This window comes from Coleofasciculus sp. E2-BRE-01, assembly GCF_040221695.1.
Taxonomy (GTDB): domain Bacteria; phylum Cyanobacteriota; class Cyanobacteriia; order Cyanobacteriales; family Coleofasciculaceae; genus Coleofasciculus.
The window spans coordinates 42,942-69,542 of record NZ_JAVKEA010000146.1; the positions used below are offsets into that span (position 1 = coordinate 42,942).

Sequence of the window (26,601 nt, forward strand, 5' to 3'; positions counted from 1 at the left end):
AAAACCCTCCTAAATAACTTCAGTAAACTTACTGAAAAATTTGCGGCTGTTCTATCAGCCATTTCGCGTAGATTCACCGAACAATCTTCATAAAATGAAGATTTGATGAAGATTATGGGTAGTTTACCGATCGCTTGGGCGACTCAGGTACGGCAATTAGGCGATGGCTAAATAGGGCTGACAACGCCATAACCGTTTACTTGCCAGTCAAGCTCAAGTTAAATATGATCATTTCTGGTTAAAACTTCCAGCATGAATATAATGCCCAAAAGCATCACGATAAGAACAGATTCCATAACTAAATCTCCTGCTGTCAATACTTCAACAGTAGAAAAATATAGTTTGGTTTAGAGAGGATAATAGGTAACTCTTTTGATTGACTATTAAATAACCAATCCATCTCGCCCAATCTGTAGCTTGGGTAACATCTGGATATGTACAGTTTGCCAATTGGCACGGCTACAATGGCACTTCTCGATTGGGTGCAATACAGACTGGGGCAGGGTGTGGGGTGTCGGGTGTGGGGTGTCGGGTGTGGGGTGTCGGGTGTGGGGTGTCGGGTGTAGTGGCTTGGCAAGCTTAAAACGAATGGCACTGACTTAAGCTGGGTTCGTAGTAGGCACGAAGCGTGCCAGAAGCGCTAAAGCGCTTACTACAAACTCTAAAGTCAGTGGCATTCACCTTAAGTCAGTGGCATTCAGGTTAAGACATTCTCTACTGTTCCCTGTTCCCTGTTCCCTGTGGAGATTAACTGATGTCCTAACGTTTCTTCGTAGTGCTATATAACCAATTAATCATCCCGTCTGGCAAGATAATTTTAGTGCGAGTGTTCGTATCAATACAAACATGGCGAGTTAAGGCATCTGCTAGGTGTCGTTGCGGTGAAGCAGCATCGATAACCTGATACTTAATTTCAAACTTGCTATCACTTAGCCGTTGAGGTATCCCATCAATCAGCAGCTTGTCTCCACAAAACATGGGCTGGAAAAAGTCTACACTACTGTGGATAATTGGCACAGCCACAGCAGCGTGGCTAAAAAATGTCTTGAGATTAATACCCGCCTTGGCTAGGGAGTCTTCATAGGCTTCGTGACACATTACCAAAACATTGGCAAAGTAGACGACACCAGCAGCATCGGTATCTTGAAAGCGGACGGTGCGGTTATAGGTAAAGGACATGATTGAGCTTGTTAAGCTTAATGGCACGCTGGTTAAGGCTGGTGGGTTTCGACTTCGCTCAACCCACCCTACGGTATATCACGGGTTGTGGCGGTAGGGGTTTGGTTCCTAAATCTAGGGGTTTGGTTCCCAAACCCCTACCTCTCGGTGGGTTGACTATTCTGTTCACTTAGAATTCCCCAATGGAGGCTGACTCGGACGCCACCGCTTTTTTTCTCGCCGTTGTTTCCAGTCCCGAATGGCAATCGCCTCTTTTGCGGCGGGAGTGCGATAACCCTTGCGGTTACTTTCATCTTGATTAGCTAAGGTGCTAGTTTTCGGGTGGGGTTGTTTGACTAAATACTGCGCCAGATCATCGTAGGGTGATTTAAAATTCAGGTCTTGCAGAATGTGCCGAACTGAATGATAACGATTCGTCAGCGATACATTCGTCATTTTCCGCAGCACTTGAGTCAAAGGCTGACTGATATGCACCAAGCGTTCCCAGTATAAGGCACCCGTTTGGCGATCGCTCTCAAAGTTTAGAGGCGCTTTTCCGGTTAGCAGGTAAAGACAGGTCATCCCTAGGGCGTAGATATCACTGGCAAATACCGGGCGCAGCGAAAACTGTTCGGGTGGGGCAAATCCGACAGTGCCGATAAAATGAGTTGAGGCGAGTTTCATGCTACTGTCTAGGGCTTGCACCAACTTTTCCTTAACCGCGCCGAAGTCAATCAACACCAGCCGACCATCGTCTTCGCAGCGGATAATATTTTGTGGCTTAATATCTCGGTGAATCACCTTATTGCGGTGAATGTAGTCGAGTAGGGGTAGCATTTCCGCCAAAAACTGTCTGATGGCTACCTCAGATAAACATCCACTCCGCCTGACTAGCCGTGCTAAGGTTGAACCACGGACATATTCCTGAACTAGAAAAAATTCCCCCTCAGTCTCGAAGTAATCGAGTAACATGGGAATCTGAGAGTGACTACCCAGTTTGCCGAGAATTTTTGCCTCTCGTTCAAAACGCTGGCGAGCATTCTCCAAGGCTTTCGGGTCATCAACTTTGGGGCAAAGTTGCTTAATCACGCAAAGCGGTTGACCCGGTAACTCAGCATCTTTGGCGAGAAAGGTGACGCCAAACCCACCGCGCCCCAACATTCGCAAGATCTCATAGCGATCGCAAAAGAGTTCATTTTGACCGCAAAGCTGACCAAGTTGGGTTTGCTGTAAAATTTCCGAGTGGAAGGAAGACAGGTTTCCCGGCGCAAAATTCATTTTTCCAGAATCAGATGGTACAAGCTCTCCAGCCTGTTCTTAGTTTAGGCAAAGATCTTATCTTTCTTCAAATTTACACGATGCCCCGATAAGTGGCACAATAGATATTTCCTATTCGTGAATAAATGTAGGCGACCGAAGCGATTAACTTCTCTCAAAATAAACCGTTGATCGGTAATAATAGAGCAGACGTGCAACAATGACTATGCATCCAAAACTACAAAAAGCCTTTGAACACCGCCAAGTCCTCAAAGTTATTAGTGGCTTGAATAACTTTGACTCCCAACGGGTGAGTGCTACCGTTAAGGCGGCGGATCGGGGTGGTGCGACGTTTGTCGATATCGCCGCTGATCCAGATTTGATTCGTCTTGTAAAAGGGTTGACAAATCTACCGATTTGTGTATCTGCTGTGGAACCCCATCAATTTGTCAGTGCGGTAGAAGCCGGGGCAGATTTGATAGAAATTGGGAATTTCGATAGCTTCTACGCCCAAGGGCGGCGGTTTGAGGCAGCAGAGGTTTTAGCCTTGACCCAACAGACGCGATCGCGCTTGCCTGATATTACTCTATCCGTTACTGTTCCTCACATCCTGACATTAGATCAGCAAGTGGAACTGGCAGAAAAACTGGTGCAAGCCGGGGCAGATATTATTCAAACCGAAGGCGGTACCAGCAGTCAACCTCGTTCGGCGGGAACATTGGGCTTAATTGAAAAAGCCGCCCCCACGTTAGCCGCTGCATCGGAAATTTCTCGCGCCGTATCTGTACCTGTACTCTGTGCTTCTGGCTTATCCAGTGTTACCGTACCCATGGCAATTGCCGCAGGCGCGGCTGGCGTTGGCGTGGGTTCAGCGGTGAATCAGTTAGACAATGAAGTAGCGATGGTTGCGGCTGTCCGCAGTTTGGTGGAAGCCTTGGCAACGGTTGAAACCGTAGGGGCGCACAGACGTGCGCCCGATTCAATCGGCAAATCTATCCGACAATTTTAGCTGTGTCAGTCGGGTAGTGGCATGGCACACCTAATTTAGATCCAGAAACCGTAGGGGCGCACAGACGTGCGCCCGATTCAATCGGCTAAAAGGGTTTGAATCGCGGCTACAATAATTTCTGGTTCATCAACCCAGACAAAATGACTACTCCGAGTCGCAGCTATTTGAGTACAATTGCTTGACAGCTTAAGCAGTTCAGCGTGCATCTGATCCCGCAACGTATCAGCCGCTTGAATTGGCATATAAAAATTCCAGATTGAACGCTTGAAGAAGGTATGCGCTTTGATACTTACCAGAGGAATATTACCCAAACTTTTCACCTGACTCACTTGATAACTACTTCGGTCTAAATTCCACAATTCACGCCACATGGTTAACCAGTGACGATAATGATAAAACGAACGCTTGACCTGTTGTCGCGTTTTTGGCGGAAACTGACGCAGCTCTTTTTTCAGCAACTCAAATATGCCAATTGTACCTAAAATTCTGACAATTCCCAGGATTGAACCCAAGATTGACATCGCAAATCCCGACAGAAAAAATAATTTTAATCCCCGCAGCATCAAAGGCATCTTTAACATGGCGACTTCATGAAGTCCATCTGTTAGGACAATTCCCACCACTTTTTCCGGGAACTGGTGAGCATAAAGCCTGACATTATAGCTCCCAAACGAGTCTCCGACCAAAATATAAGGTGGTTGAATCCCTGCTAAGTTGAGGAGACTATCTAATTCTTGAACAATTTCTTGCGTCGAACGCGATTTCGGACTGGAATCGCTCCAGCCATAGCCAGCGCGGTCATAAATACAAACCTGGGTCAGTTTAGCGATTTTGTTGATAAGGAAATAACCATCAATTCCGCCAAGACTATGGTCAATGATAACCGTTGGCTTGCCTTGCCCTTTTGAGTAGAGGTGTAACTTGTAACCGCCAATATCAATCCGTTGACCAGGGGGTTGATACGTTTTAGTGTCCCACCACCGGGCTAAACCATGGTAACTGGTTGTAAACAATAGAATCAACCACTGGATAGGAATTTCCATAATTAATTCCCATCAAAGTCCATAAGGATGGTGTCAACTTGTCCAGTTATTAGCTGGATTGGTGGTTTACTTTTTTTATGAATCACCTGAGTTTTTTTCGGTTAATGCAACAACATCATAGTCCTTAAAACTCATCGTCGTATACTCTTTAAGTTAATATCTTAATAATTTGTGAATAAAAATTGCCAACTCTGAATTAACCGTCATTAACGTTTTATAGTAGAAATGCCTAACACCCAATCAACAGTTCTGAGGCATGAGCATGGTAAATCTGCACACCCGATGGGACGCGATCGCAAGCTACGCAAGTTATGATAACTCCAATGATTTCAATGGGGCAAAGCCGTCAAGGAACACGGCTGCACCGTCTGGGAGAATCGCTTGTCGCGTAGTGCATTCGATTCCCGGACGGGTGCGATTTCGCGTACCTCGGTTGGTGGATGATGCTGATTATGCCCATTGTTTAGAAGCGTTGATGGCGTCCCAAGATGGAGTAACTCAGGTGCGTGTGCGTCGCGCCGCCGCCTCTATTGTAATTGGCTATAACACTCAGAGGCTGTCTGATGTTCAGATGCGTAGGGTGTTGCTGGAGTTGATTCAAACCTCTGGAAGACGAGACAGGAAGCAGAGGAGCCAATTTGTAGGGGCGGGTTTGACCGATAACGTTACCCAAGAAACCGCTAACTTGACTAAACCCGCCCTACTTGGGGAATCCCAATCCCCAAATCCCAATCCCCAATCACTAGACGAAAATGATTGGTCTGAATTGAAACGTCCCGCCCTGGCTACTCTCCTCGCCCTGTTAGCCGGTCCGTTGCGCCTGCCCATTCCTCAATCGCTGGTGGCGGGTTCTGTCGCGGTTGCGGGATTACCTGTGGCGAAACGTGCCATCACCAGTTTGCTGGGGGAACGTCGGCTCACGATTGATAGCTTAGATTTAGTGGCGATTACTTTATCCTCAATTCAGGGAAACTGGCTGACACCCGCCCTGATGATGACACTGCACGAATTAGGAGATATTATCCGCGATCGCACGGCTCGTTCGTCTCAGGCTCAAGCCACGGATTTACTCGATTCTATCGGACAATATGCTTGGGTGGAGTGTAATGGGGAAAAACAGCAGGTTCCATTGACTGAGGTAAAACCTGGGGATACTGTAATCGTTTATCCGGGGGAACAAATTCCCGTCGATGGCTTGGTATTGCGGGGAAATGCCACGATTGATCAACAGAAACTCACTGGGGAATCCATGCCTGTGGTACGAGAAGCTGGACAAACCGTCTATGCATCCACATTACTGCGATCGGGTGAATTATATATCAAAGTGGAACGGGTTGGTGCAGATACCTGTGCGGGTGCGAGTATTCAGTTAGCCCAGCAAGCGCCCGTCCATGATACCCGTATGGAAAATTATGCGGCACAACTGGCAGAACGGTCAATTATGCCTGCGTTTCTCTTAGCTAGTGGGGTTTGGGCAATTACTCGGAATCCGGCTAGGGCAGCGTCTATTCTAACCCTGGACTTTGTTACCGGGATGCGCGTCTCCATTCCCACCACCTTTCTCGCCGCCCTCACCCATGCTACGCGCCATGGTATTTTAGTCCGTTCAGGACGAGCTTTGGAACAACTTGCCCAGGTGGATACGATTGTTTTCGATAAGACAGGAACGTTAACTCAGGGGAATATTCAAGTTGTGGCGGTGGAAACCGTAACCAATCGTTTGTCGGCACAACGTATCTTAGAACTTGCAGCCGCAGCAGAACAACGGTTGACTCATCCAGTGGCGGAAGCGGTAATGCGTTACGTGGAGGAACAGGGTATTGATATCTTACCTCGTGGCGAGTGGCATTATGAGGTGGGATTAGGTGTGCGGGCGGAGATTGACGGTGAGAGAGTATTAGTAGGCAGCGATCGCTTTTTGCGGCAAGCTGGAATTAGTGTGGATTGTTTTTATGATCAACATCCCTGTTGTCGTCAACTCTGGGGGTGTCAGCAAGATTGTCCGATTTCTGCTGATTCGTCGCTGATTTATGTGGCGTGTGAGGATGAATTCCAAGGGGTGATTCAATATAAAGATCCCTTGCGAAGAGAAAGCCGCCGGGTGATTCATCAGTTGCAGCATGAGTATGGCATGGAGATTCATCTGTTAACCGGGGATAGCCAAACGAAAGCCGTCGCCGTGGCGCAGGAGTTAGAGATTCCCTTGTCTCACGTTCACGCCGAAGCCTTCCCCCAAACCAAAGCCGAGGTGGTGCGTCGGTTAAAAGAACAGGGAAAAACGGTGGCGTTTACCGGGGATGGGTTAAATGATTCCGTGGCGCTAGCGTATGCAGATGTGTCGATTTCCTTTGGTGATGGTTCAGCGGTGGCACGGGAAACAGCGGATGTGGTGCTAATGGAGAATGACTTAGCCAGTTTACTGGATGCGATCGCGATCGGCAAGCAAACTCTGGCAATTGTGCAGCAGAATACAGCCTTAGCTGTTACGCCTAATGTAGCGGCGTTGGGATTGGCGTCAACGGTGGGACTTCATCCCCTAGTTGCCACAGGGGTGCATAATGGAAGTGCGATCGTAGCTGGGTTAAATGCGCTACGACCTTTAATGCATCGGGATTAGAAGAAGGGAACAGGGGACAGGGAATGTATTCGTTGCCCGATTACACAAAAATGTAGAGACGTTGCATGCAACGTCTCTACACCCTAGATGGTAGGCAGGATTAGTTAAAACTTATCGGTTTCAGAGGGTGAACTGCCTCCTCCTGGTTTGGTAAGGAATAAGTTATCCTCTACCTCATTCTGATAGATACATTCAATTTCTGGATTACCTTCCAATGGACCGGTAAAGCCAAAGGTATTCATCCGATTTTTACAGGATTTCACTTGATCCGAAGTAACCAGGTTCCGTTTCTCTAAAATTGCCCAGTTGTTCCGGCGCAAAACACATCCAGGGCGCATACTCGGCTGGGTGACGTAAACGTTAAAGGGGTTGAGAGTAACGAAAACCCGCATATCTGTGACCATGGCGCTGGCACCATACTGGATACACAATTCTGGATTGGGCGCACTGCGGTCAATGGCTTCACGGGATGCCACATTTTCTAGATTAGGACTCGCTGTAGAACTAAAAGCGATACCGACGCCAATTCCCAGGATAAAAATCCCGCCGAGGATGGCGAGGGTGGTGGCGTTCAGGATAGAAGCGATGGGGTTAGTTCGACGTCTCATAGGGGTTGAATCAACTTTGCTAAAATTGCCAGGGAAGGATTAGAGAGATATTAAACAGTTTTAAGACTCTATACAGGAACTAAGTATATTTTATCGGGATTGACACTCCCCGACCATGCTACTCAGACTTCTACTGATCCGGTTTCCAGGAAAGAATTTATTAAGGTGATGGTTATCGGTTCCCGTAAAGGGATCAACAGCATTATCAAAACGCTGCATCGCTTACGGTTTGCCGAGATAAGGGAATGGAGTCCACCGATTCCTTATGGTGCTTCCGGAGAAATGATGAGTCTGTTGAGGCGACAGATTATGGTGGATTGAATCGTGGGTGTGATTCGTTGGCGCGATCGCTTGGCTTCACAGGCTTTGGGGAGGGTAGGTGGAAGACGCGATCGCTTGGCGATTTCAGGTCATTTGTCTTTTTTGATCAAGGACGGATTTTGTTGAGAGGTTATCAGTAGATACCAAAATTCAATGGCTCGCGCCCGCCCCTATATATAACAGACGGCTATGATAGGACACGGCAATGCCGTGTCCCTACCACAGCTCAGGGATAATTGATTGGGTAGGGACACGATAATATCGTGTCCTGATATAGCTCGATCAAACTTTCCCTTATTTTCCTAACGTTGCAACCCGTTTCCTCTACCTTGGACTAATGGATTCTCAACCGCTTCTCTGTACTGCTCAACCTCTTCTGTGTACGCAATTGGCAGAACACACTCCACATTTTCATGAGGACGGGGAATAATCACCCACGATTCTAAGGTTGCACCATAGGTTTTTTCAACGGCTGCAATTCCAGCATCCATGGCGGTTTTTACCTCGGAAACATCGCCACGAATATTCAGATTAAAACGAGCGCTACCAACGCGGATATAGCCGACTATGGTCACTCGACCCGCTTTAACCATAGCATCGGCGGCGGCTAATATACCGGGAAAGCCCTTGGTTTCAATTGACCCAACTGCTACTATTGACATTGCTAATCTCCTCAATCAATGAATTAATGAACTCAAAAACTTATTCTACGAATTATGGGTATTTTCTCAGAAACATACTCTTTGTCTTTAGCATTTTAATCGCGAACCAGACCTAGAGTCACTGAAACATTTTCCCTTCCCTTACTCAGTTAAAATGAGCGAAACTGTTCAACTTGACTGGTATATTCAATCGGTAGAACGGTGTCAACATTTTCGTGGGGATTAGGAATGATGTAGTAACCGGTTATCTCAGCGCCGTGTGTTTTCTCCACCGCTTCTAGACCCGCATCTACAGCCACCTTAACTTCAGATATTTTGCCCCGAACGCTGACCATAAAGCGACCACTTTCATTGCGATCAAACTTCACCAGGGTAACCGCGCCAGCTTTGACCATGGCGTCGGCGGCGGCAAGTATCCCGGGAAACCCTAACGCTTCAATCGTCCCAACGGCTGCGGGCATGATTGCTCTGTTACCTCCACCTCAAAAGATTCTATCAAACTATATTGTACGGGGCTTTATCACCCATTAAGGCGAAATTATAGATTATTTTTTAGATGGGATAAAACTTAATCAATTGATACGTCTTAATGGGTCGCATCTCCGGACGACGGCTTGGCGTTGACAGGTATCGTCACCGTCACCGTTGTCCCTTTGCCTACCTCACTCGCGATCGCAATCTCCCCCTGATGCAAATCTACACAATTTTTAACAATAGACAATCCCATCCCCGTCCCGGCAATTGTGCTGACATTGCTGGCGCGGAAAAAGGGGGAAAATAATCGCGGTTGCTCCGATTCGGGAATACCAATCCCTTGATCTTGAACCTGGATGATCAGGGTGTCATCCTCGCGGCGTAGGGATAAGGAAACCGTAGTACCTTTGGCAGAATACTTAATCGCATTGCTGAGGAGATTGGTGACAATATGTCGCAGCATCTGCTTATCCCACTCCGCTTCACCAGACGAGAGTTGAGGATGATAGGTCAACGTATAGCGATCGCCAACCATCAGGCGCTGTTCATCTACCAATTGCAGACAAAAGTCTTCCACATCCAACGGTTCGGGATTAAACTGGAGTTCACCCGCTTGGGCTTTATTAAACGTGAGAACCTCTTCCACAAGCTGAGCCATCTGCTTGACGCCCATTTGAATCCGGTCTAAATAGGTTTGTTGTTTCTCCTCAGATAACTGGGCACTGTAGCGTTTCAGGAGTTCCGTTGAGGTTAAAATTACTGCCAAGGGCGTGCGGTATTCGTGGGAAATCATCGCCACAATCCGAGATTTCAGTTCGCTCAATTCTTGTTCCGCGATTAAGGCTTTGCGAATTTCTGCCTCAGCTTTTTGGCGTTCGGCGACTTCTGTGGATAGTTTAACCCGTTCCAGTTCTAAGGCTTGGGCTTGACGACGTTCGCTGATATCGCAAACGACTAAAACAGCACCCTTGATGTGATCATCATTAGGGCGCATTAAGGAAACGTGATCGACGATGGGCGTCTTGGTTCCATCTCTAGCAATCAGCAGGCGATTATGTCCTTGATTCGGCACAGGTTCACCCCGCAGCAGCAGTATCACCGGGTTTTCCACAACTGTATTCGTGGCTTCATCGGAAATTTGCACCACTTCAGTAACAGGTTTGCCCATCGCCTCAGTAGATGACCAACCCGTTAAGGTTTGGGCGATAGGATTCATATAGGTAATGCCGCCTGTTGCATCCGTTGCGACTACCGCATCATGGGTTGAGTCGAGAATCGTGGAGAGAAATTCCTCGCGTTCAATTAACTGCTGTTGGGTTTGATGCTTATAAAGGGCGATTTCGATGGTAATTCCTAAATCACGCTGATTAAAGGGCTTGACAATATAGCCAAATGGCTCTGTCACTTTTGCACGCGCTAAGGTAGCCGCCTCGGAGTGTGCTGTTAGGTAAATGACGGGTATTTTAAATTGGCTGCGGATTTGCTCAGCAGCTTCAATTCCATCCATGTCTCGGTGTTTGAGAACAATATCCATCAACACCAGATCTGGACAAGTTTCCGCGACTTTAGCGAGGGCGGTTGTACCTGAATTGGCGATATCCACCACATCGTAACCCAGTCGTTTGAGTTGACCAGCAATGGCTTGAGCAGTAATAATTTCATCTTCGACAATTAGAATCTTTGCCCTTGCCACGCCACTAATCCTCGATGTACTACAGTCCCAACTCAATGGTAATCCCAAAGATGGGGGAGATGAGGGAGATGGGGGAGATGGGGAAGATGGGGGAGATGGGGAAGATGGGGGAGATGGGGAAGATGGGGGAGATGGGGAAGATGGGGGAGATGGGGAAGATGGGGGAGATGGGGAAGATGGGGGAGATGAGAACAGTCATGGTAGAAACGTACCATGGTGTATCTGTGTGTAGGGGCGGGTTTAGGGACTAATATTGATGGTTTTCCTTAGAGTGGCTGCAAAACCCGCCCTGACCAAATGACAAATGACGAATGACAAATGACGAATGACAAATGACAGAATCCCCCGCCTGTCACTCGGGGGAGAATCAAGAGAGGACACCAAGTTTGATAACAGATGCTATGAAACTGTTGATGTATCAGTTACCGCCGCCGCATTTTGAGCAGTCTTGCCATTGGTATGATTGGTATGACCATTGCCATTGCGAGGCTGAATCACACCATATCCGCCGTGATTGCGTTCATAGAGAACGTTAATCTCGTTAGTTTTCGCATTCCGGAACATATAGAAGTCATGATCGACCAGTTGAAGCTGTTCCATGGCTTCTTCAATCGTCATCGGCGGCATGGCAAAATATTTCATCCGCACGACTTCTGTGGGCAGTTCGGGAGTGCGATCGCCAATTAGATCGTCAACCACAGGGGCTTCATGAATAACAGCGCCTGTTTTCGGTTGGGTCTGAGTTTTCTTTTGCTGCTTTTCTTTGTATTTACGCAGTTGACGTTGGATCTTATCGGCAACCAGATCGATACTGGCATACAAGTCTTCGCTACTCTCCTGGGCACGAATTACGGTTTTATTGGCATAAATGGTAACTTCGGCAGTTTGCTTCGTGTTGATCCGAGGATTACGGGCAACAGAGAGATGCACGTCCACCTCAGTCGTCATATTTTGAAAGTGATTGACCGCTTTTTCTATTTTTTGATTAACATATTCTCGAATTGCATCAGTGATTTCAATGTTCTTGCCCTGGATAACAAGCTTCATACTGACTACTCCGTCCTGTACTATTGTGTCGTAATAGAGCAGAGCTAGGGCTGGTCTTAGTTGCTCTTGGAGGATACTCCTATTGTAGGACTGACTGTGGTGACTTCCGGATGTAAGCAGCAATACTTTACAAAACTGCAACTTTCACTCAGGAAATCCGCTAAAAACAGCAGACAAGGGAAATGGGGGAGTGATCTGACAACTCCCCCTACACCTGTACCTGAACGGATAAGTTAACCCAAAATACAACCTGTCCGAGGCGGTAAGTCGATCGCCAAATGGTTTTGTTTCCAGGTAAAGCTGGCGTCACCGTACAGGATTTGATGGCGTGGTGATACCTCTGGCGGCACTTCCACCTGAACTTGGGCGGTTGTGGTTCCGGCATTAACGGCAATAATTAATTCATCTGCCTCCAGTTTGCGGGCAAAGATATACGTCATTCCCTCTGCCAACAGCACTTGATAGCTACCTGTACGCAGCGCGGGGCGATTATGACGCAGGGCAATAAGCTGACGATGACAATCGATAATCTCTGGATTCCATTGAGATTCTAAGGGAAAACCCCGTCGGGAGTCTGGATCTAATGCGCCAGGTAACCCCACTTCATCGCCATAATAGATGCTGGGGGCACCGAGAAAGGTAAACAGTAATAGCGTAGCCAGCTTAACGCTTTCGATCGCTTCGGCGGATGGATCGTTTTTCCCTCCTTCAGCAATAGATAGCAGTCGGGCTGTATCATGACTGGCTAGCAGGTTGAGTTGGGTGAGTTGAATTTCCCAGGGGTATAACTGTAACAGATGCTCAATTTTAGCCGCATAACCGGGTGCATCTAGGGGAGGATAGGGTTGGTAAGAGGGTTGTTCGACGTAGCCCCGAATCACGCGATCGCCAGCAGCAAAGGCGATGGTGGGTCCGGTGAACAGGTAGTTCATTACCCCGTCAAATTGCGTCCCATCCAACCACTGACGCGAGTCCATCCAAACTTCGCCGACAATATAAGCATCTGGGTTGATGGCTTTGACGCGATCGCGAAATTCTTGCCAAAATCCTGGCGTTTCAATCTCATACGCTACATCTAAGCGCCAGCCATCGATGCCGAGTTTAATCCAATGTTCGGCAACCTGCATAATATATTCCCGCACGTCGGGATTATCGTGGTTGAATTCGGGTAACGCCCGATTTCCTTCCCAACCGATATAGTTAGCGGGTTTGTCGCCATCGTAGGCTGACAGGGGCCAGCGCTCAATCTTAAACCAATCTAACCATGGGGAATACGGACCATTTTCGAGAATGTCATTGAAGAAGAAGAAGCCGCGACTGGCATGGTTAAATACACCATCCAGGACGACTTTCATCTCCCGCCGATGACATTCTTCCAAGAGTTTCATGAATGTACCATTCCCCCCTAATAGGGGGTCGATCTGATAATAATCGTGAGTATGGTAACGGTGGTTACTGGCAGATTGAAAGATGGGAGTAAAGTAAATGGCATTAATGCCTAAATCTTGCAAATAATCAAGTTTTTCCATTACGCCCCAAAGATCTCCGCCCTTATAGCCTTGTAAAGTGGGCAGGGCATCCCAGGGTTCTAGGGGAAGGGTTTTAGCCACTTGCGAATGGGGTGGATTGCCTTTGGCAAAGCGATCGGGAAATATTTGATAAAAGACGGCGTGCTTCACCCAATCGGGGGTCTGAATCTCCATTGATAATGGTCTAACTCTTCTCTACTAGAGTACAAGTCTGGTTCGCTAAATAAATACGATTTATGTTATGAAGTTAATATTTTACCCGAAAACTGTCTTTAAGCCAAAGAAAAAGATTTGTAACGAAATTCAATGATGTCTCAATTGTGCCAATGATGAAACCACTAAAGGATTACTGTGCGGCACTGGTTGACGAAAATCTTATGCCAACAGCACTTAAGGTAGCTGCCATGGTTGGTTCTATTCTATTTCTGATTAATCATGGCACCGCCGTAGTACAGGGCAAGATGACGCGCGATCGCTGGATTTCTGAATTACTTACCTACCTGGTTCCTTATGGAGTGAATATTCATGGGCAATATATCAGTCGTTCTCGAAAACGATGATGGAATTTTGTCAGGGAACAGACAACAGGAAACGTATAATGCAGATATTATCTAAATGTCATCTGTCCTAAGTGGTATATTTATCGAATTTGGCGATTCATCCCCGACTCTACTAAAAAGTTAGTTGGGGATGAATCGAATGGTTTAAGCCGCCATCATAATTTCCTTAGCCGTGCTAATTTCCTCTGATGACGTTTTACACCATCCTTCAATGTTGAGTTCTTGCAGCACGTCTTTTCCGGCTGGAGTCGCATTCATCATCTAAGAGAACACGCTCTAATTCACTCTTATGATCCGTGGCATTGGGACTAATATGGATACTATGAAAGATGACCTTTTCCTGCGATTCAGCAAAAGCATTAATCCTCGCCTTGGTACTGGATGAGAGTTCCTGGTAGGTGTCTTTATAGACAATTCCAAAAGGGGCTTCGTTTTTGGACACGCTATTGATTACTCCTAACCAGGAGGATTTATCCAACAGTTGTGCAGGTGCAATTCCTTTTTCTTTGAGGCTATGTAAAGCCACCTTACTCGGTAGCATACTTTTAACAGTGGCAAGAGTTTCCCCGTGCAGCAAATCTAAGGTTGGATCGGCGATATCCTGATTGGCAATGTACACCACCCGAATCGCGAGGGGCTACCCCTTCAACGAAGTAAGGGGTAGGGGGATAGCGGAAAATGCGAGGGGTCAATCCCCGAAGTATTTTCAATCTCTATCCCATGTGGTGGTATAGTTTAGCCATGAAACAAGTTCTCACAATAGTTGTAAAGCTCCAACCCTCTCCTGAACAAGTTGCCTTCTTAGAGGCAACTCTTCAGGCGTTTGCGGACGCTTGTAACTACGTGAACGAAAAAACAAACCCTAAGCTGACCAACAAAATTGCTATCCAGTCCTTGGTCTACCAAACCATCAAGAAAAAATTCAACTTGGTGGCAAACATGGCAGTTAGGGCTTGTGCGCGTGTAGCTGCCAACCGCAAGGTAGCCAAGCAGAAAGGTAAACCTGTTAAAAGATTTGCCCCAAGCAGCATCGACTGTGACAAAGACTTGTTTCGCTTCCGAGAACAGGATTGGACGGTAAGCCTTGCAACTACTCACGGTAGAGAGCGAGTTGAATTAAAAGTCGGCAACTACCAAAGGGGAAAACTCAAAGGGAGAAACCCGACTTCTGCTCAACTGTGCAAGCATCGCGATGGTCAGTTCTACCTGCACATCCAAATTAAAGACGAAGCTCCCGACTCATCCGTGAAAGACAAGGTGATAGGTATTGACTTGGGACGCCGAGACATTGCAGTTACATCAGAGGGCAAAAAGTGGGACGGTAAGCACATTCAGTCAGTACGAGATAAGTTTTATAAAGTTAGGGCGTCTCTCCAGAAAAAAGCCTCGAAAGGCACAAGAACAACTCGGCGTAGATGCCGGGAAGTTTTGAAACGGCTGTCGGGGAGGGAGAGACGTTATCAACAATGGCTCAATCACAACATTTCCAAATCGGTGGTTAGACGAGCGGTTGAGTATAGTGCCTCTATTGCTATAGAAGACCTTACGGGAATTAGGGAAAGAACCAACGAGCAACCCAGAAGCAAGGCGGAGCGTAGACGCTCAAATTCATGGGCATTCTACCAACTGCGAATGTTCATTGAGTACAAAGCTATTGGCGCTGGTGTTCAAGTTATCCCAATCCCCCCTGCCTACACCTCCCAAATGTGTCACAATTGCCTACACATTCACCCGGTAAAAGGAAAGTCTTACCGTAGTGGCAAGACTTTCAGGTGTGGGGATTGTGGTTGGCATGGAGATGCCGACTTTAATGGAGCCAATAATATTGCACTTGTGGGGCTGTCTATAAACCAGCCTGGAGGCACGGAGTTATCGTGCAAGCTAAGCCGAACTATCGAGTATGTTCAGCTTAGCTTGTTCGATGACTTTAGGGCTACTAAAAACCCAGACCTCAGCTCTTAGCAGGTCTGGGTAGTTTATTCAAACCACTATCATCCCACGTCCCCCGATCAAACCCGCGACTTTCCGCACCACCTGCGGTTCCCCAACTGAAGCGCACCGCCATATTGACGGCGTACCAGTCTAATGCGGCTTTCGCCAACTGGCGCAATTCGGGAGTATCAGCAAAATCATAGAGATTCAGCAAACCTGCGATCGCATACCCATAATAGGTCGAAGAATGAAACTCTCCCTGTCCAATTGTCAGGAACTTATTCAATTCTGCCCTTAACCAAGCCTCATTTGTCGCCGCCGTCGCTGGGAGAGGCGTAGGGAAACCACTTCCATCCATCAGCGCTAAACCGGAAATACGCTGCATGAACTGATGATTTTCTGTACCCTGTTCCAGCCACTCTCGTACACGCGGCGAATCCACCATACTACGGTAAGAGTCTTGTACCGCTTTGGGCATGGTATCTCGGAATAAGAAGAAGATGCGAATATCGTAGGGGCTGCGAAAGTGATAGAGATCCGGTTTTCCTTCATCTAAACCCAAGAGTATATCCCAGATTTGCTGGCGATCGTATTGTTCCCCTAAGCTGAGGCGGGCAAGAATAACTGGAAGTAAGTATTTATGGGGATCACTAATGGTGCGAGTACGCCACCAGGTATCCAATCCTTCTAAATCCGCCGCTGCCACCTTTTCCCGAATCGCCAAACTCCGCGCCCGAAATGCGGCTTCTGTTTCCCCTTCATCTAAAATACGGTCTTTGAGCAGGGTTTGTGACTGCCCCGAGCCGCCCCATTGCCACTGTGACAACAGGGAGCGACTCAGGGGAAAATCTGCAGCCCAATCTGCTGTACCGATGACTGCGGTAAGAGTTGTTAGCGCTAGAACTAGGACTTTGAGTTTCATCGATCTCTAGCTATCTCGAATTGCTGGAACCGTCGCTAGGGTTTGGGCAGCTTTTTTCATGGCTTCAATGTCAGACGGGGACCAAGGATGGGTATCTTGACAATGATGAGCCGCGAGTAATCCCCATAAGCGTCGCGGTGTAAGGATCGGCACCACTAAATTGGCACGTATTTTAAGGCTACGCAAAAAGTCGCGGTGACAGGGATCGATGGGTTCGGTTTCAATATCTGCGATCGCTCTTACTCGTCCTGCATAATATAACTCGGCATACTCGTCATTAAAGCATTCATCGCCGCCAGTCGAGCCGAAGATGGAGTAGTTGGGAGAACTCAATGACTCGAAGGTGACTTGACCTTTCCACTCGTAATAGAAATAATAGAGAACCACCCGATCGACGGCTAACACGTTTCGCAGATAGTCAGTCGTTCCTTGAATTAGTGTATCCCGTGCCAAATTCTTAGCAAGACGGTCAGCAAAGGATCGTAAACCTGGATCACCCGTGGTCATCGATTGATCAGAATCAGAGTTGGCTTTGGGATTCCCTGGCACTGGCTGATTCATAGCACGCCCCAAATTATTGGTTACACTTGCTATTTTATCGTTTGCGGGGGATTGGTGAAGTTTTGATCCTTCACTTCGTTGGTAGGGAACCTGGTTTTAACCCTTCGCTTGGCTCAAGGGGTCTGGTTTTGTGTAGGGGCGGGTTTAGGGATTTTCTTTTCGCTATTGATGACTAAATATTTGTTCAAAACCCGCCCTCATCTCCCCCAGCTTCGATATGTTCCACTGGAACATCTCCACTACCCCTGCACATCCACTCAACATCAGCGTGAATCAGAGCGCGATCGCAGGTAATTAATCAGCAACGCTGCCATGGAAAATACACATAGACTTTTCCACACAAATAACCACCAAGGACGCCACCAGGCTCCTGTCTGTACTTCGATGATATCCGATAGTCCAAAGAAAAAGAAGGTGAGAAACGCCATGAGTGCTTGATATCGCTCTGTTCCCGAACGACGAATGATTCGGACGCCAAATCCGAGTGCGATCGCGATCCAAATCCCCGCCTCGATATAATTCCCCTGAGTATAAATAGCTTCTAGCAGCTTAACTTGAGCGGCTGCCTGTTGGGGACTCGTCGGTTCCGAAAACGTCAACCCTGTCCAAATTCCTAAACTTACCAATAGGAAAAATAAGATGATCAGCCTTATCTTAGCAGCGTTGGTGATAGCAAAATAGTTTTTTTTCTGCTTTTTGCTCATCACTCGTACACTCAATTTATACCCAATTTTCTATTTATTGACTTATGAATAAGGGCGGGTTTTGTTGAACCCTTATCGGTGACAAGCTTACTTGAGTGTCTAAACCCGCCCCTACAGTGTCTAAACTTGCCCCTACACTTGACTTATGACTTTGCAAGGAATTGTTACCGTAAACGTTGTGCCAACTCCCGGTTCACTGGTCACACTAATATTGCCACCATGTACGATAACACAAGTTTTGGCAACCGTTAAGCCTAATCCTGAACCCGGAATACTATCAATATTTTTTCCCCGGTGGAAGGGTTCAAATATATGGGTAATATCATCAGCCGGAATACCAATTCCCCGATCGCGGACTTGAAATATCACCTCAGTTGACGTACAAGTTAATTGTAAATCAATCGTACCACCTGGCGGAGAATATTTAATCGCATTCGTGAGTAAATTTGTCAAAATTAAACGCAGCAGCTTTTCATCTAAATAGGCATGGCTACAGTCTACTGTCCTCACAAAATTTAGCAAATACTGATGGTCTGGATTAAACGGTATCTCCGCTAAAATTCCTTGACAAAGCTGTTCGACATTCACCCGCGTCGGCTGGAACTCCAATTGTCCCGTTTCAGCACGATTAATCGTGAGAATATTATCTAACATTTGCCGCAGACGTTGAGCCGCACTTTCAATACGTTGCAGGTTTCTGAGTTTTTTATCAGGAGGAAATTTATTCGGGCAAAGTTGTAGAAGTTGAACGGAGGCTAAAATCGTACTCAAGGGGGTGCGAAATTCATGGGACACTAATGAAAAAAAGCGTAGCTGGAGTTGGCTCAGTTCTTGCTGGCGTTCGAGTTTGCGACGCATTTGTTCGGCTTGCTGGCGTTCGGTGATATCAATACCAATACCGATGAAATACTTGACGGAACGATTGTCATCCAGCAGGACTGTACTATACCAGGAAATTAGGCGACGAGTGCCATCTCGTGTAATCCAGTAATTTTTATGCTCGTTGGGAAAGTGATAGGCTTGGAGTTCTTTAATAATGGTTTTTACCGATTCAATGTCTTCAGGAATTAAAAACAAATCCCAAATATACTTTCCCTTTACTTCGTCAAAGGAGTAGCCGGTTAGTCGTTCACAGGTATGATTAAATCTGATAATTCGTCCCTGTTTATCCAGAACGGTAATTAAGGCATTAGCGGTATCGAGAATTACGGAAACAAAGTTCTGTTCTTGCAACTCAGTTTGCTGGCGATCGCGAATCTCTGGAGACAAGAATCTGCTGTTGTCATTGTCTTGTTCCAGTTGGCTCAGTCGCACCCAGAAGCGATAGTAGATGCCAATTAGTAGCAGTATGCTGAAACCGTTAGTGATGGTGATTAACAACAGAGGATGCGCCAGATCTGCCGGGGAAGCGAATCCCATTAACCGCCATACGTAAACCGCGATCGGACTACTGAGAATCAGTAATGCTAAACCCAAACCAGCAAGCAGATTTTTGGGTTGGATAGAATGTGTCATTTGTTACTTGTCATTGATCATTTTTCATTGGTTATGCTCGCTCCCGACAAGAAGCAAGCTACGTCACTCGTCCGATTAGTTAACTGTGATTACTGAATCGATGCTTTAGAGGATGAGTAGAGCCAATGTTAAGGCTGGTAAAGTAGAAATTAAGATATAGCGCATCGGCTATATCTACTTGAGTTGGCTTACCGATTTATTCAATCAATTGGCTATGAAAATCTTGTTGGTAGAAGACGATATCGCGCTCGCAGAAGCGCTCACAGAGGCGCTGGTCGATCAAAATTATGATGTTGATGTTGTCAATGATGGGGAAGCCGGATGGCGACAAATTACAAGTTTCTATTATGACTTAATTTTGCTAGATGTCATGCTCCCTAAGTTAGATGGTATCAGTTTGTGTCGGCGTCTGCGGTCTAGTGGCTATCACGGCTCAATCCTAATGATCACAGCCCTTGACACCAGCACGGATAAGGTGAACAGTTTAGATGCAGGCGCTGATGACTATGTGGTCAAACCCGTTGATTTGCCAGAACTATTAGCTCGCATTCGAGCGCTGTTGCGACGGGGAGGATGTTCAGTACCGCCAGTGCTAGAGTGGGAGCGATTACAGCTTGATCCGAGCTGTCACGAAGTAACCTATAATCAACAGCCTGTACATTTAACCCCGAAAGAGTATTCCTGCCTAGAGTTGTTTTTGCGAAATAGTCAGCGTATCATCAACCGTGAGTTCATCATTGAGCATTTGTGGACATCAGAGGCAACCCCTTTTGAAGATACCGTTAAAGCCCACATTAAGAGCTTGCGTCACAAACTCAAAGCGGTGGGAGCGCCCGATGATTTGATTGAGACGGTTCATAGCGTTGGTTATCGGTTGAAACCCTTTTCTTAATCTTTTCTTTAGAAAAGCACTAAGTTACCTTGAGTGTCATTCCCCAATTTTTTTACGTTTAACCTGTAAAGTCAGTAATGTTCATCGAGCAATGACCCACAGGGATATTTCCCTTTTTGACTCGATGTCCTTGAATTTCAGTGTTTCCGTGGACGACAGATCCATTCTGATCTCAGCAGGTAAGCCATCAAGTTGAGGAAATAAACGATGTCTAAATCACTGTCTAAAGCGGTTGTAGACTTGGGACTGCAATTGGTGAATGAAGAAATTGACAATGCGTTGGCAGTTTATGGTGATGAACCCTATAACGAACTATTTGCCCAGCCCGATGTACGTCAACGACTGGTTGACTACGTGATGGCGGCTATTCCTGAAACCTATACTCAGGTAAACACAACGGCGAACGGTTCTGTGCCAACGAAAATCCCTTACCATTCTTTAGAACTGCGTTTGCGGGTTGAAACGTATGCTCATTGGGGAATAGAGTATATTCTACACACTCAATCAGACTGGCATCCTCCCGCGTCCCTGCCCAATGTTCAATTCTATACCTTGCCTTGGAACTCTACCCATCTTTTTGCCCCAGCCTTTTCATAAGATAAGCTGGATCAAGTCCTGTTAATTGCCCATAATAGCAATGCTGTAATAGTAAGAGTTTTAGGCTTTTTTATTATGGGTAATTTGCCGGACATCATAATGAAACCGCGCTGCGCTAGTCTTCTTAAGTCAAACTTTGGGATAAAGCGTTTTGTTAATCCTTTATCCTGCTTCTGAGTAAGAATTTTGACCAACTGATAACGTTACTGAGGTTATTGATGATGACTCAACTATTATACTCTCGGCTCAATGACAGTCGTAATCTCATGCTTTGTTACTATATCAATGGAACGGGCAAAACTTTAATTGCTAGGATTACTAATATTTCAAATTGGAGATTTGAACGAATTATCTTTCCCCAAGAACGTTTATTCTTTGAAGCCCCTCCCCAAGCTCAAGTCGAACTTTATGGCAATGGGGAAACCGCAATGGGTGTAATCGATAGTATTCCCTGTCGTTACCTAAAAGTTCGGGAAGAGATGAGTCAAGTTCAGGAAACCCTATGGCATAAATCTAGAGCATCTTAATGTATTTAGCACGATTAGCCGAAAAGGTTTCCACTAAAAACGTCTCCGTAAATCGCACTGGGTTCAATTTGGCGAATGGGATTAGGGGAATCGTAAACAATTAACAGCGCATCCGATTCTCCTAAGCAGGGAAACAAGGCTAAACCTTCGGCGCGATCGTATCCTGGAATAAACGGTAAGTCAAACAGGCGTTCTAACTCTCCTTTGGCTTGCCCGGTGATACTATCGGCTGAACGGTCTAAAATAGACGTGAGGCGGAATACCCGGATAGCGCCTTCTAAGTCCATTGTTGGTCCAGCCAGAATCAGCAAATCGTCTCCTCGCCAACAGAGTTCCCGCACTCCTAAACCATTGAGATCGATAAAGTGCTTGAGATAGCGTTTCCCGTTGTCCCCAATGTCCTGTAGGGTTAAGATACCGGGTGCAGATTCAGCCACTTTAATTTCGATGATAACTGCCCAACCCCGGAGAACCGGACCCCGACAGCCCAAAAACACGCGATCGCCGCGCACGGCTAATCCTTCGATATCTAAGCCATTATCCTTACTGGGTAAGGGATGGGTGACAAAGGGACCTAAGTGAATATCCTCGATTAAGGCATCTATGAGACTATTACTCGCGTCTGTCTTTTGTAAACAGGCGGCTGTCAATTTTTCTTCCGGATTATCCGGGAGAGATGATACCTTTAATAATTCGCCATTCACGATGGGAATACGAGCAAGTAAATATCGATTCACATCGGTTTTAATCGTGGCAAGGCGTTGGATGTCTTTTTCTACATTTTTCCCCTTAGGTTTGCCGCGTTTGGTGCTGTGGGAACCCGTGATCCAAAGATAATTGTCGGCATAATCAATTCCTTCAATATCGATTTCATCATCTTGATTAAACAATTCAATGAAATCGGCGAGACAATAGGATTGGTGATTGCCAAAAACACAAGGTTCGATCAGCGAGAGGCGTTCCACATTGATCCCTTCATCAGCACCCAGCCACAAACTACCATCCGGTGTAAATGTAGCGGCTGAGAGTTCATTAATTAGATCTTCGTCTGACGAGTTAAACTGTAAAAGGACGCGGCTGAGTAAAAAAGGGTTGGACATAATTAAGGTTTGGGAATTGGGGACTGTAGAAACCTTGCCAGCAACATCTCTATAGGCTACATTTTACTACATCGGAGATCCAATCCTAAACTTTTATCGGACGTTGACGGCTACCGTGTCTTGTTCTCGACGATGTTAAACGCTTTCTCGATATCTTCAATGGCTTTGCCTCCCTGGTGATAATCCCTGGCGATAAGCTTTGTCAACGTGACTGAACCGATACTCTATGACTCTTCTGACAATTGCTCTAATTCTCGCAGCGTCTGTTGACCTGCACCCACGGCTAATCCCATCACCCCGCCAATTGTTGCATATTGATACATGGCATTGGGTCGCTGATCCGCATGATTAATTTCAGCCACCCCGATTCCTAAAATTACACCCGCAATACCAGTGATAACGCTGGAAAAAATAATTCGCTTAATATTCATCGTTTTCCCTAACCTAAACTGAAAAAGCTGTAGTGCTCTGATGTATTCTACGTTTACCTTTACCAAAGATTAGGGAAGCTGGGGTTATTAAGTCAATTTTTGCAACAAAATTATGGCTTTGTTAACATTGCCTAATTTTCGTTCATAGTTTTTGATGAATTCTGCGGCATTCCTTTAATCAATATTACCGCATTGTTACTTCAGGTTTCGGCTCAAGCTCTTGTGACTCCGGTGTCTTCTGGTTTTTGCCAGGGGAATTAAATAAGCGATCGCTCCCCGATTTGATCACAATATAGAGGATAGGAACCACAAACAGACTCAGGAACGTGGCGACGAACATTCCCCCGAACACCGCCGTTCCCAGGGATTGACGGCTTCCTGACCCCGCACCCGTGGCGATGACGAGGGGAAAAATCCCAAACAATGTAGAAATCGCCGTCATTAAAATCGGTCGCAAACGCTGCTGCGCCGCCTCAATCGCCGCTTTCCTCAGCGTCAACCCTTGGTCTCGTAGCTGGTTGGCAAATTCTACAATTAGAATCGAGTTCTTACTGGCTAAACCAATCAGCATCACCAAGCCAATCTGACAATAAACATCATTCGGTAAACCCCGCAACGATTGCGCCATTAGCGCCCCTAAGATAGCCAGAGGAACCGCCAATAGAATAATAATCGGGTCGATATAACTTTCATATTGAGCCGCCAACACCAAGAACACAAAGACCAAGCCAAAGCCGAAAATAATCGTCGCTTGACCTCCAGACTGGATTTCCTCCAGCGATAATCCAGACCATTCATAGCCTAATCCCGGCGGTAATACCTCGGCGGCGACTTCTTCCATAGCTTGAATCGCGTCTCCGGAACTGACTCCCGACGCGGCTGACCCATTAATCTCAATCGAGCGGAACAAGTTATAGTGATTAATGGTTTGCGCCCCTGTCGTTTGCGTAACCGTGACTAAATTCCCCAGAGGAATCATCTCATCTCGTTCGGAACGCACATAAAGTTGATTAATATCCTCCGGATTTGAGCGGAATTGGGCGTCAGCTTGGACATAAACCCGATAGGTGCGCCGTTCCAGGGTAAAGTCATTCACATAACGCGACCCCAAATAGGTCTGCAACGTCTCAAAAATATCATCAATATCCACCTCCAACGCCTTCGCCCGATTGCGGTTCACCTCAATCTGTAACTGGGGTGTATTCGCCGCATAAGTACTAAACACCGCCTGCAACTGGGGATTCTGATTGCCAGCACCGAGCAATTTGCCCATATTTGCAATTAGCGAATCTAAGCTAAAATTACCTCGGCGGTCTTGGAGTTGAAATTGGAACCCACCGAAACTCCCCAAGCCGCGAATTGAGGGAGGATTCACCGGAAACACTCTGGCTTCTTTAATTCCAAACAACGCACCCTGGACTTTATTAATCACAGCTTCAGCAGATTGAGAGGGATCAGTTCGTTCTGACCAAGGTTTCAGCGTGGTAAAAACGATCGCGCTATTCGCCGTGTTCCCACTAAAGCCGAATCCTCCCACCGCAAACGTGGCTCGCACTTCATCCAGGGGTAGAATAATATCTTCAATCTGCTCAATCACATCATGGGTGTAGTTGAGTGACGAACCCTCCGGTCCTTGGACAATCGTCATAAAATAGCCTTGGTCTTCATCCGGGAGAAACGCGGATGGCACACTATCGTAAACCCACACCGTTAGTGCTAATAAACCAATAAACGCCACAATCACCAGGGTTTTCACGCGAGTCAGGATAATCAGAAATCGCCGATATCGCTGCTGCATCCCCTCTAAGAACCGATTAAATCCGTCAAATAAGTGACCCCAAAACCCCGTCGCCTCTGGTTTTTGCCGCAAGATTAAGCCAGACAGGGTTGGCGTCAGCGTCAGCGCCATAAACGTGGAAACGGCAATTGAAAAGGCAATAGTTAGCGCAAATTGTCGATATAATGCCCCCGTTGTTCCGGGAAAGAATGCCACGGGAATAAACACCGCCATTAACACCAATGACGTGGCAATAATTGCTCCCACCAATTCCCGCATGGAAATAATCGCCGCTTGTCGAGATTTAATCCCTCCCCGTTGAATCTTGGTGGTGATATCTTCAACCACCACAATCGCATCATCCACCACCATCCCCGTGGCTAGCGTCAACCCAAATAAGGTCAAACTATTAATCGAAAAATCAAAAATCTTGACAAAGGCAAACGTACCAATTAGAGACACAGGAATCGTAATCGCTGGAATAATCGTGGTGCGCCAATCCTGTAAGAAAACAAAAATAACCAACACCACCAATCCCACGGCTTTAAACAGGGTGAACACCACTTCCGAGAGGGACTGGTTCACATAATCGGTGGTATCAAATCCAATATCATAAGTCATCCCCACCGGGAACTCCGTCGCCAATTTTGCCATTTCCGCTTTCACCGCATCCGCTACCTCTAAAGCGTTACTTCCAGGAACGGCAATAATCCCTAATCCAACCGCTTCATTTGCCCGAAATCGCAGGAACGTGCCATAACTTTGCGCCCCTAATTCCACACGTCCCACATCGTTAAGTTTAATCAGCGTGCCATCTTCATTGGTGGCTAAAATCAGTTCCTCAAAGTCTGAAACCGTTTCCAATCGGCTAATTGCCCGTAAATCAATTTGATATTGCTGTCCCTCTGGCGCGGGGGGTTGACCGATACGCCCTGCACCCACCTGGATATTCTGTTCCCGCAATGCATCAACCACATCTTGCGCCGTCAGATTCCGACTCGCCAGACGCAGGGGGTCAAGCCAAAGGCGCATCGCATAAGTACGTTCGCCAAAAATTTGTACATTTCCCACCCCATTCACTCGTTTTAGGGCGTCTACCAAATACAGGTCAGCGTAGTTACTTAAAAAGAGATTATCGTACTCACCATTTTCTGAATATAAACCAAATCCCATCAGGAAGTTATTAGATTCCTTATTTACCGTGACCCCGGTTTGGAGTACAGATTCTGGCAATTGGGGTTCAGCTAAAGACACGCGATTTTGGACATCAACTGCTGCAATATCTTGATCTTTGTCTGGGGCAAAGGTGATATTGATCGAACTGGTGCCATCATTGCTACTACTGGAGGTCATGTAGCGCATCCCATCCACACCATTAATTGCCCGTTCCAAGATAGTCGTCACCGCATTTTCCACGGTTTGAGCATCGGCACCGTTATAGTTGGCTTGGACACTAACTTGTTTGGGACTAATATCGGGATATTGGGCAACAGGTAACGTGGGAATACTAATTGCTCCAATGAGTAAGATGATCAGGGAGCAAACAGTTGTAAATACAGGTCGTTTAATAAAAAATTCGACAAACATTTTTTAGGGAATAGGGAATAGGGAATGGGGAATGGGGAATAGGGAACAGGGAACAGGGAACAGGGAACAGGGAATAGG

At 46.6% G+C, this 26,601-nt stretch carries 27 protein-coding genes; 10 read left to right on the forward strand and 17 right to left on the reverse strand.

Annotation, left to right across the window (positions count from 1 at the left end; genetic code table 11):
* Positions 1 to 434: 434 nt before the first annotated feature.
* On the forward strand, positions 435 to 566 hold the full coding sequence (locus RIG66_RS17875) for a hypothetical protein (RefSeq protein WP_446380118.1): 132 nt from the start codon (positions 435 to 437) through the stop codon (positions 564 to 566).
* 193 nt (positions 567 to 759) lie between these two features.
* Here RIG66_RS17875 and RIG66_RS17880 read toward each other — a convergent pair whose 3' ends face one another.
* A complete protein-coding gene (locus tag RIG66_RS17880; RefSeq protein WP_446380119.1) occupies positions 760 to 1,179 on the reverse strand; it encodes an acyl-CoA thioesterase in 420 nt (139 codons plus the stop codon).
* A gap of 165 nt (positions 1,180 to 1,344) precedes the next feature.
* On the reverse strand, positions 1,345 to 2,436 hold the full coding sequence (locus tag RIG66_RS17885; RefSeq protein WP_446380120.1) for a protein kinase domain-containing protein: 1,092 nt from the start codon (positions 2,434 to 2,436) through the stop codon (positions 1,345 to 1,347).
* Between the two features lie 199 nt (positions 2,437 to 2,635).
* On the opposite strand from RIG66_RS17885, the gene RIG66_RS17890 reads away from it, so the two are divergent.
* Positions 2,636 to 3,424 (forward strand): DUF561 domain-containing protein, encoded by a 789-nt coding sequence (locus RIG66_RS17890; RefSeq protein ID WP_446380121.1) that lies wholly within the window; start codon positions 2,636 to 2,638, stop codon positions 3,422 to 3,424.
* Positions 3,425 to 3,501: 77 nt separating this feature from the next.
* Here RIG66_RS17890 and RIG66_RS17895 read toward each other — a convergent pair whose 3' ends face one another.
* Positions 3,502 to 4,467 carry an alpha/beta fold hydrolase gene (locus RIG66_RS17895; protein WP_446380122.1) on the reverse strand — a complete coding sequence of 322 codons (966 nt, stop codon included), beginning with the start codon at positions 4,465 to 4,467 and terminating at the stop codon, positions 3,502 to 3,504.
* A 262-nt stretch (positions 4,468 to 4,729) separates the two neighbouring features.
* Here RIG66_RS17895 and RIG66_RS17900 point away from each other — a divergent pair, with 262 nt between their 5' ends.
* A complete protein-coding gene (locus RIG66_RS17900; protein ID WP_446380123.1) occupies positions 4,730 to 7,084 on the forward strand; it encodes a heavy metal translocating P-type ATPase in 2,355 nt (784 codons plus the stop codon).
* A 104-nt stretch (positions 7,085 to 7,188) separates the two neighbouring features.
* Here RIG66_RS17900 and RIG66_RS17905 read toward each other — a convergent pair whose 3' ends face one another.
* The gene (locus tag RIG66_RS17905) at positions 7,189 to 7,692 is read right to left on the reverse strand and encodes a DUF3172 domain-containing protein (protein WP_006098983.1); all 504 of its coding nucleotides are present in this window, start codon (positions 7,690 to 7,692) and stop codon (positions 7,189 to 7,191) included.
* Between the two features lie 99 nt (positions 7,693 to 7,791).
* Between RIG66_RS17905 and RIG66_RS17910 the strand changes: the two genes are divergently transcribed.
* Positions 7,792 to 8,013 (forward strand): hypothetical protein, encoded by a 222-nt coding sequence (locus tag RIG66_RS17910; RefSeq protein WP_446380124.1) that lies wholly within the window; start codon positions 7,792 to 7,794, stop codon positions 8,011 to 8,013.
* Positions 8,014 to 8,315: 302 nt separating this feature from the next.
* Here RIG66_RS17910 and RIG66_RS17915 read toward each other — a convergent pair whose 3' ends face one another.
* The 3 genes from RIG66_RS17915 to RIG66_RS17925 form a co-directional block, all read right to left on the reverse strand.
* On the reverse strand, positions 8,316 to 8,675 hold the full coding sequence (locus RIG66_RS17915; protein WP_446356939.1) for a carbon dioxide-concentrating mechanism protein CcmK: 360 nt from the start codon (positions 8,673 to 8,675) through the stop codon (positions 8,316 to 8,318).
* Positions 8,676 to 8,824: 149 nt separating this feature from the next.
* Positions 8,825 to 9,136: a carbon dioxide-concentrating mechanism protein CcmK gene (locus tag RIG66_RS17920; protein WP_446380125.1), complete on the reverse strand. Its 312-nt coding sequence runs from the start codon at positions 9,134 to 9,136 to the stop codon at positions 8,825 to 8,827.
* Between the two features lie 125 nt (positions 9,137 to 9,261).
* Positions 9,262 to 10,842: an ATP-binding protein gene (locus RIG66_RS17925; RefSeq protein WP_446380126.1), complete on the reverse strand. Its 1,581-nt coding sequence runs from the start codon at positions 10,840 to 10,842 to the stop codon at positions 9,262 to 9,264.
* 14 nt (positions 10,843 to 10,856) lie between these two features.
* Here RIG66_RS17925 and RIG66_RS17930 point away from each other — a divergent pair, with 14 nt between their 5' ends.
* Positions 10,857 to 11,093 (forward strand): hypothetical protein, encoded by a 237-nt coding sequence (locus tag RIG66_RS17930; protein WP_446380127.1) that lies wholly within the window; start codon positions 10,857 to 10,859, stop codon positions 11,091 to 11,093.
* Positions 11,094 to 11,241: 148 nt separating this feature from the next.
* On the opposite strand, the gene hpf is transcribed toward RIG66_RS17930, so the two are convergent.
* Together hpf and RIG66_RS17940 are read right to left on the reverse strand one after the other, a co-directional pair.
* Positions 11,242 to 11,889, reverse strand: coding sequence for a ribosome hibernation-promoting factor, HPF/YfiA family (hpf, locus tag RIG66_RS17935; protein ID WP_446380128.1), 648 nt, complete (start codon positions 11,887 to 11,889; stop codon positions 11,242 to 11,244).
* A gap of 233 nt (positions 11,890 to 12,122) precedes the next feature.
* Positions 12,123 to 13,592, reverse strand: a complete 1,470-nt coding sequence (locus RIG66_RS17940; protein ID WP_446380129.1) for a glycoside hydrolase family 13 protein — start codon at positions 13,590 to 13,592, stop codon at positions 12,123 to 12,125.
* Positions 13,593 to 13,747: 155 nt separating this feature from the next.
* Here RIG66_RS17940 and nrtS point away from each other — a divergent pair, with 155 nt between their 5' ends.
* Positions 13,748 to 13,978 (forward strand): nitrate/nitrite transporter NrtS, encoded by a 231-nt coding sequence (gene nrtS / locus RIG66_RS17945; protein ID WP_446380189.1) that lies wholly within the window; start codon positions 13,748 to 13,750, stop codon positions 13,976 to 13,978.
* A 208-nt stretch (positions 13,979 to 14,186) separates the two neighbouring features.
* On the opposite strand, the gene RIG66_RS17950 is transcribed toward nrtS, so the two are convergent.
* Positions 14,187 to 14,597 (reverse strand): hypothetical protein, encoded by a 411-nt coding sequence (locus RIG66_RS17950; RefSeq protein ID WP_446380130.1) that lies wholly within the window; start codon positions 14,595 to 14,597, stop codon positions 14,187 to 14,189.
* Between the two features lie 59 nt (positions 14,598 to 14,656).
* On the opposite strand from RIG66_RS17950, the gene RIG66_RS17955 reads away from it, so the two are divergent.
* Positions 14,657 to 15,940 (forward strand): RNA-guided endonuclease InsQ/TnpB family protein, encoded by a 1,284-nt coding sequence (locus tag RIG66_RS17955; protein WP_446380131.1) that lies wholly within the window; start codon positions 14,657 to 14,659, stop codon positions 15,938 to 15,940.
* On the opposite strand, the gene RIG66_RS17960 is transcribed toward RIG66_RS17955, so the two are convergent.
* The 4 genes from RIG66_RS17960 to RIG66_RS17975 all read right to left on the reverse strand — a co-directional run bounded on the left by RIG66_RS17960 (position 15,930) and on the right by RIG66_RS17975 (position 19,612).
* Entirely contained in the window at positions 15,930 to 16,832 is a 903-nt protein-coding gene (locus tag RIG66_RS17960) for a hypothetical protein (protein ID WP_446380132.1), read from the reverse strand. The two genes, RIG66_RS17955 and RIG66_RS17960, sit on opposite strands and share 11 nt — an antisense overlap.
* Before the next feature lie 6 nt (positions 16,833 to 16,838).
* Entirely contained in the window at positions 16,839 to 17,393 is a 555-nt protein-coding gene (locus RIG66_RS17965; protein WP_446380133.1) for a GAF domain-containing protein, read from the reverse strand.
* Between the two features lie 263 nt (positions 17,394 to 17,656).
* Entirely contained in the window at positions 17,657 to 18,097 is a 441-nt protein-coding gene (locus RIG66_RS17970) for a hypothetical protein (protein ID WP_446380134.1), read from the reverse strand.
* Between the two features lie 132 nt (positions 18,098 to 18,229).
* A complete protein-coding gene (locus RIG66_RS17975; RefSeq protein WP_446380135.1) occupies positions 18,230 to 19,612 on the reverse strand; it encodes a PAS domain-containing sensor histidine kinase in 1,383 nt (460 codons plus the stop codon).
* Positions 19,613 to 19,826: 214 nt separating this feature from the next.
* On the opposite strand from RIG66_RS17975, the gene RIG66_RS17980 reads away from it, so the two are divergent.
* The 3 genes from RIG66_RS17980 to RIG66_RS17990 all read left to right on the forward strand — a co-directional run bounded on the left by RIG66_RS17980 (position 19,827) and on the right by RIG66_RS17990 (position 21,628).
* A complete protein-coding gene (locus tag RIG66_RS17980; RefSeq protein WP_446380136.1) occupies positions 19,827 to 20,504 on the forward strand; it encodes a response regulator transcription factor in 678 nt (225 codons plus the stop codon).
* A 207-nt stretch (positions 20,505 to 20,711) separates the two neighbouring features.
* Positions 20,712 to 21,101: a hypothetical protein gene (locus tag RIG66_RS17985; protein ID WP_446380137.1), complete on the forward strand. Its 390-nt coding sequence runs from the start codon at positions 20,712 to 20,714 to the stop codon at positions 21,099 to 21,101.
* A gap of 218 nt (positions 21,102 to 21,319) precedes the next feature.
* Positions 21,320 to 21,628, forward strand: a complete 309-nt coding sequence (locus RIG66_RS17990; protein WP_446380138.1) for a DUF1830 domain-containing protein — start codon at positions 21,320 to 21,322, stop codon at positions 21,626 to 21,628.
* Between the two features lie 14 nt (positions 21,629 to 21,642).
* On the opposite strand, the gene RIG66_RS17995 is transcribed toward RIG66_RS17990, so the two are convergent.
* From RIG66_RS17995 to RIG66_RS18005, 3 genes are all read right to left on the reverse strand, one after another.
* Positions 21,643 to 22,728: a DUF3616 domain-containing protein gene (locus RIG66_RS17995; protein WP_446380139.1), complete on the reverse strand. Its 1,086-nt coding sequence runs from the start codon at positions 22,726 to 22,728 to the stop codon at positions 21,643 to 21,645.
* A gap of 224 nt (positions 22,729 to 22,952) precedes the next feature.
* Entirely contained in the window at positions 22,953 to 23,159 is a 207-nt protein-coding gene (locus tag RIG66_RS18000) for a hypothetical protein (protein WP_446380140.1), read from the reverse strand.
* Between the two features lie 184 nt (positions 23,160 to 23,343).
* On the reverse strand, positions 23,344 to 26,523 hold the full coding sequence (locus RIG66_RS18005) for an efflux RND transporter permease subunit (RefSeq protein WP_446380141.1): 3,180 nt from the start codon (positions 26,521 to 26,523) through the stop codon (positions 23,344 to 23,346).
* Positions 26,524 to 26,601: the final 78 nt, after the last annotated feature.

What these genes read in the sequence shown, in the direction of transcription:
- RIG66_RS17875 (WP_446380118.1), top strand. Translation starts at nt 435, where the DNA reads ATGTACAGTTTGCCAATTGGCACGGCTACAATGGCACTTCTCGATTGG.
- RIG66_RS17880 (WP_446380119.1), bottom strand. Translation starts at nt 1,179, where the DNA reads ATGTCCTTTACCTATAACCGCACCGTCCGCTTTCAAGATACCGATGCT.
- RIG66_RS17885 (WP_446380120.1), bottom strand. Translation starts at nt 2,436, where the DNA reads ATGAATTTTGCGCCGGGAAACCTGTCTTCCTTCCACTCGGAAATTTTA.
- RIG66_RS17890 (WP_446380121.1), top strand. Translation starts at nt 2,636, where the DNA reads ATGACTATGCATCCAAAACTACAAAAAGCCTTTGAACACCGCCAAGTC.
- RIG66_RS17895 (WP_446380122.1), bottom strand. Translation starts at nt 4,467, where the DNA reads ATGGAAATTCCTATCCAGTGGTTGATTCTATTGTTTACAACCAGTTAC.
- RIG66_RS17900 (WP_446380123.1), top strand. Translation starts at nt 4,730, where the DNA reads ATGGTAAATCTGCACACCCGATGGGACGCGATCGCAAGCTACGCAAGT.
- RIG66_RS17905 (WP_006098983.1), bottom strand. Translation starts at nt 7,692, where the DNA reads ATGAGACGTCGAACTAACCCCATCGCTTCTATCCTGAACGCCACCACC.
- RIG66_RS17915 (WP_446356939.1), bottom strand. Translation starts at nt 8,675, where the DNA reads ATGTCAATAGTAGCAGTTGGGTCAATTGAAACCAAGGGCTTTCCCGGT.
- RIG66_RS17920 (WP_446380125.1), bottom strand. Translation starts at nt 9,136, where the DNA reads ATGCCCGCAGCCGTTGGGACGATTGAAGCGTTAGGGTTTCCCGGGATA.
- RIG66_RS17930 (WP_446380127.1), top strand. Translation starts at nt 10,857, where the DNA reads ATGTACTACAGTCCCAACTCAATGGTAATCCCAAAGATGGGGGAGATG.
- hpf (WP_446380128.1), bottom strand. Translation starts at nt 11,889, where the DNA reads ATGAAGCTTGTTATCCAGGGCAAGAACATTGAAATCACTGATGCAATT.
- RIG66_RS17940 (WP_446380129.1), bottom strand. Translation starts at nt 13,592, where the DNA reads ATGGAGATTCAGACCCCCGATTGGGTGAAGCACGCCGTCTTTTATCAA.
- nrtS (WP_446380189.1), top strand. Translation starts at nt 13,748, where the DNA reads ATGAAACCACTAAAGGATTACTGTGCGGCACTGGTTGACGAAAATCTT.
- RIG66_RS17955 (WP_446380131.1), top strand. Translation starts at nt 14,657, where the DNA reads ATGCGAGGGGTCAATCCCCGAAGTATTTTCAATCTCTATCCCATGTGG.
- RIG66_RS17960 (WP_446380132.1), bottom strand. Translation starts at nt 16,832, where the DNA reads ATGAAACTCAAAGTCCTAGTTCTAGCGCTAACAACTCTTACCGCAGTC.
- RIG66_RS17965 (WP_446380133.1), bottom strand. Translation starts at nt 17,393, where the DNA reads ATGAATCAGCCAGTGCCAGGGAATCCCAAAGCCAACTCTGATTCTGAT.
- RIG66_RS17970 (WP_446380134.1), bottom strand. Translation starts at nt 18,097, where the DNA reads ATGAGCAAAAAGCAGAAAAAAAACTATTTTGCTATCACCAACGCTGCT.
- RIG66_RS17975 (WP_446380135.1), bottom strand. Translation starts at nt 19,612, where the DNA reads ATGACACATTCTATCCAACCCAAAAATCTGCTTGCTGGTTTGGGTTTA.
- RIG66_RS17980 (WP_446380136.1), top strand. Translation starts at nt 19,827, where the DNA reads ATGAAAATCTTGTTGGTAGAAGACGATATCGCGCTCGCAGAAGCGCTC.
- RIG66_RS17985 (WP_446380137.1), top strand. Translation starts at nt 20,712, where the DNA reads ATGTCTAAATCACTGTCTAAAGCGGTTGTAGACTTGGGACTGCAATTG.
- RIG66_RS17990 (WP_446380138.1), top strand. Translation starts at nt 21,320, where the DNA reads ATGATGACTCAACTATTATACTCTCGGCTCAATGACAGTCGTAATCTC.
- RIG66_RS17995 (WP_446380139.1), bottom strand. Translation starts at nt 22,728, where the DNA reads ATGTCCAACCCTTTTTTACTCAGCCGCGTCCTTTTACAGTTTAACTCG.
- RIG66_RS18000 (WP_446380140.1), bottom strand. Translation starts at nt 23,159, where the DNA reads ATGAATATTAAGCGAATTATTTTTTCCAGCGTTATCACTGGTATTGCG.
- RIG66_RS18005 (WP_446380141.1), bottom strand. Translation starts at nt 26,523, where the DNA reads ATGTTTGTCGAATTTTTTATTAAACGACCTGTATTTACAACTGTTTGC.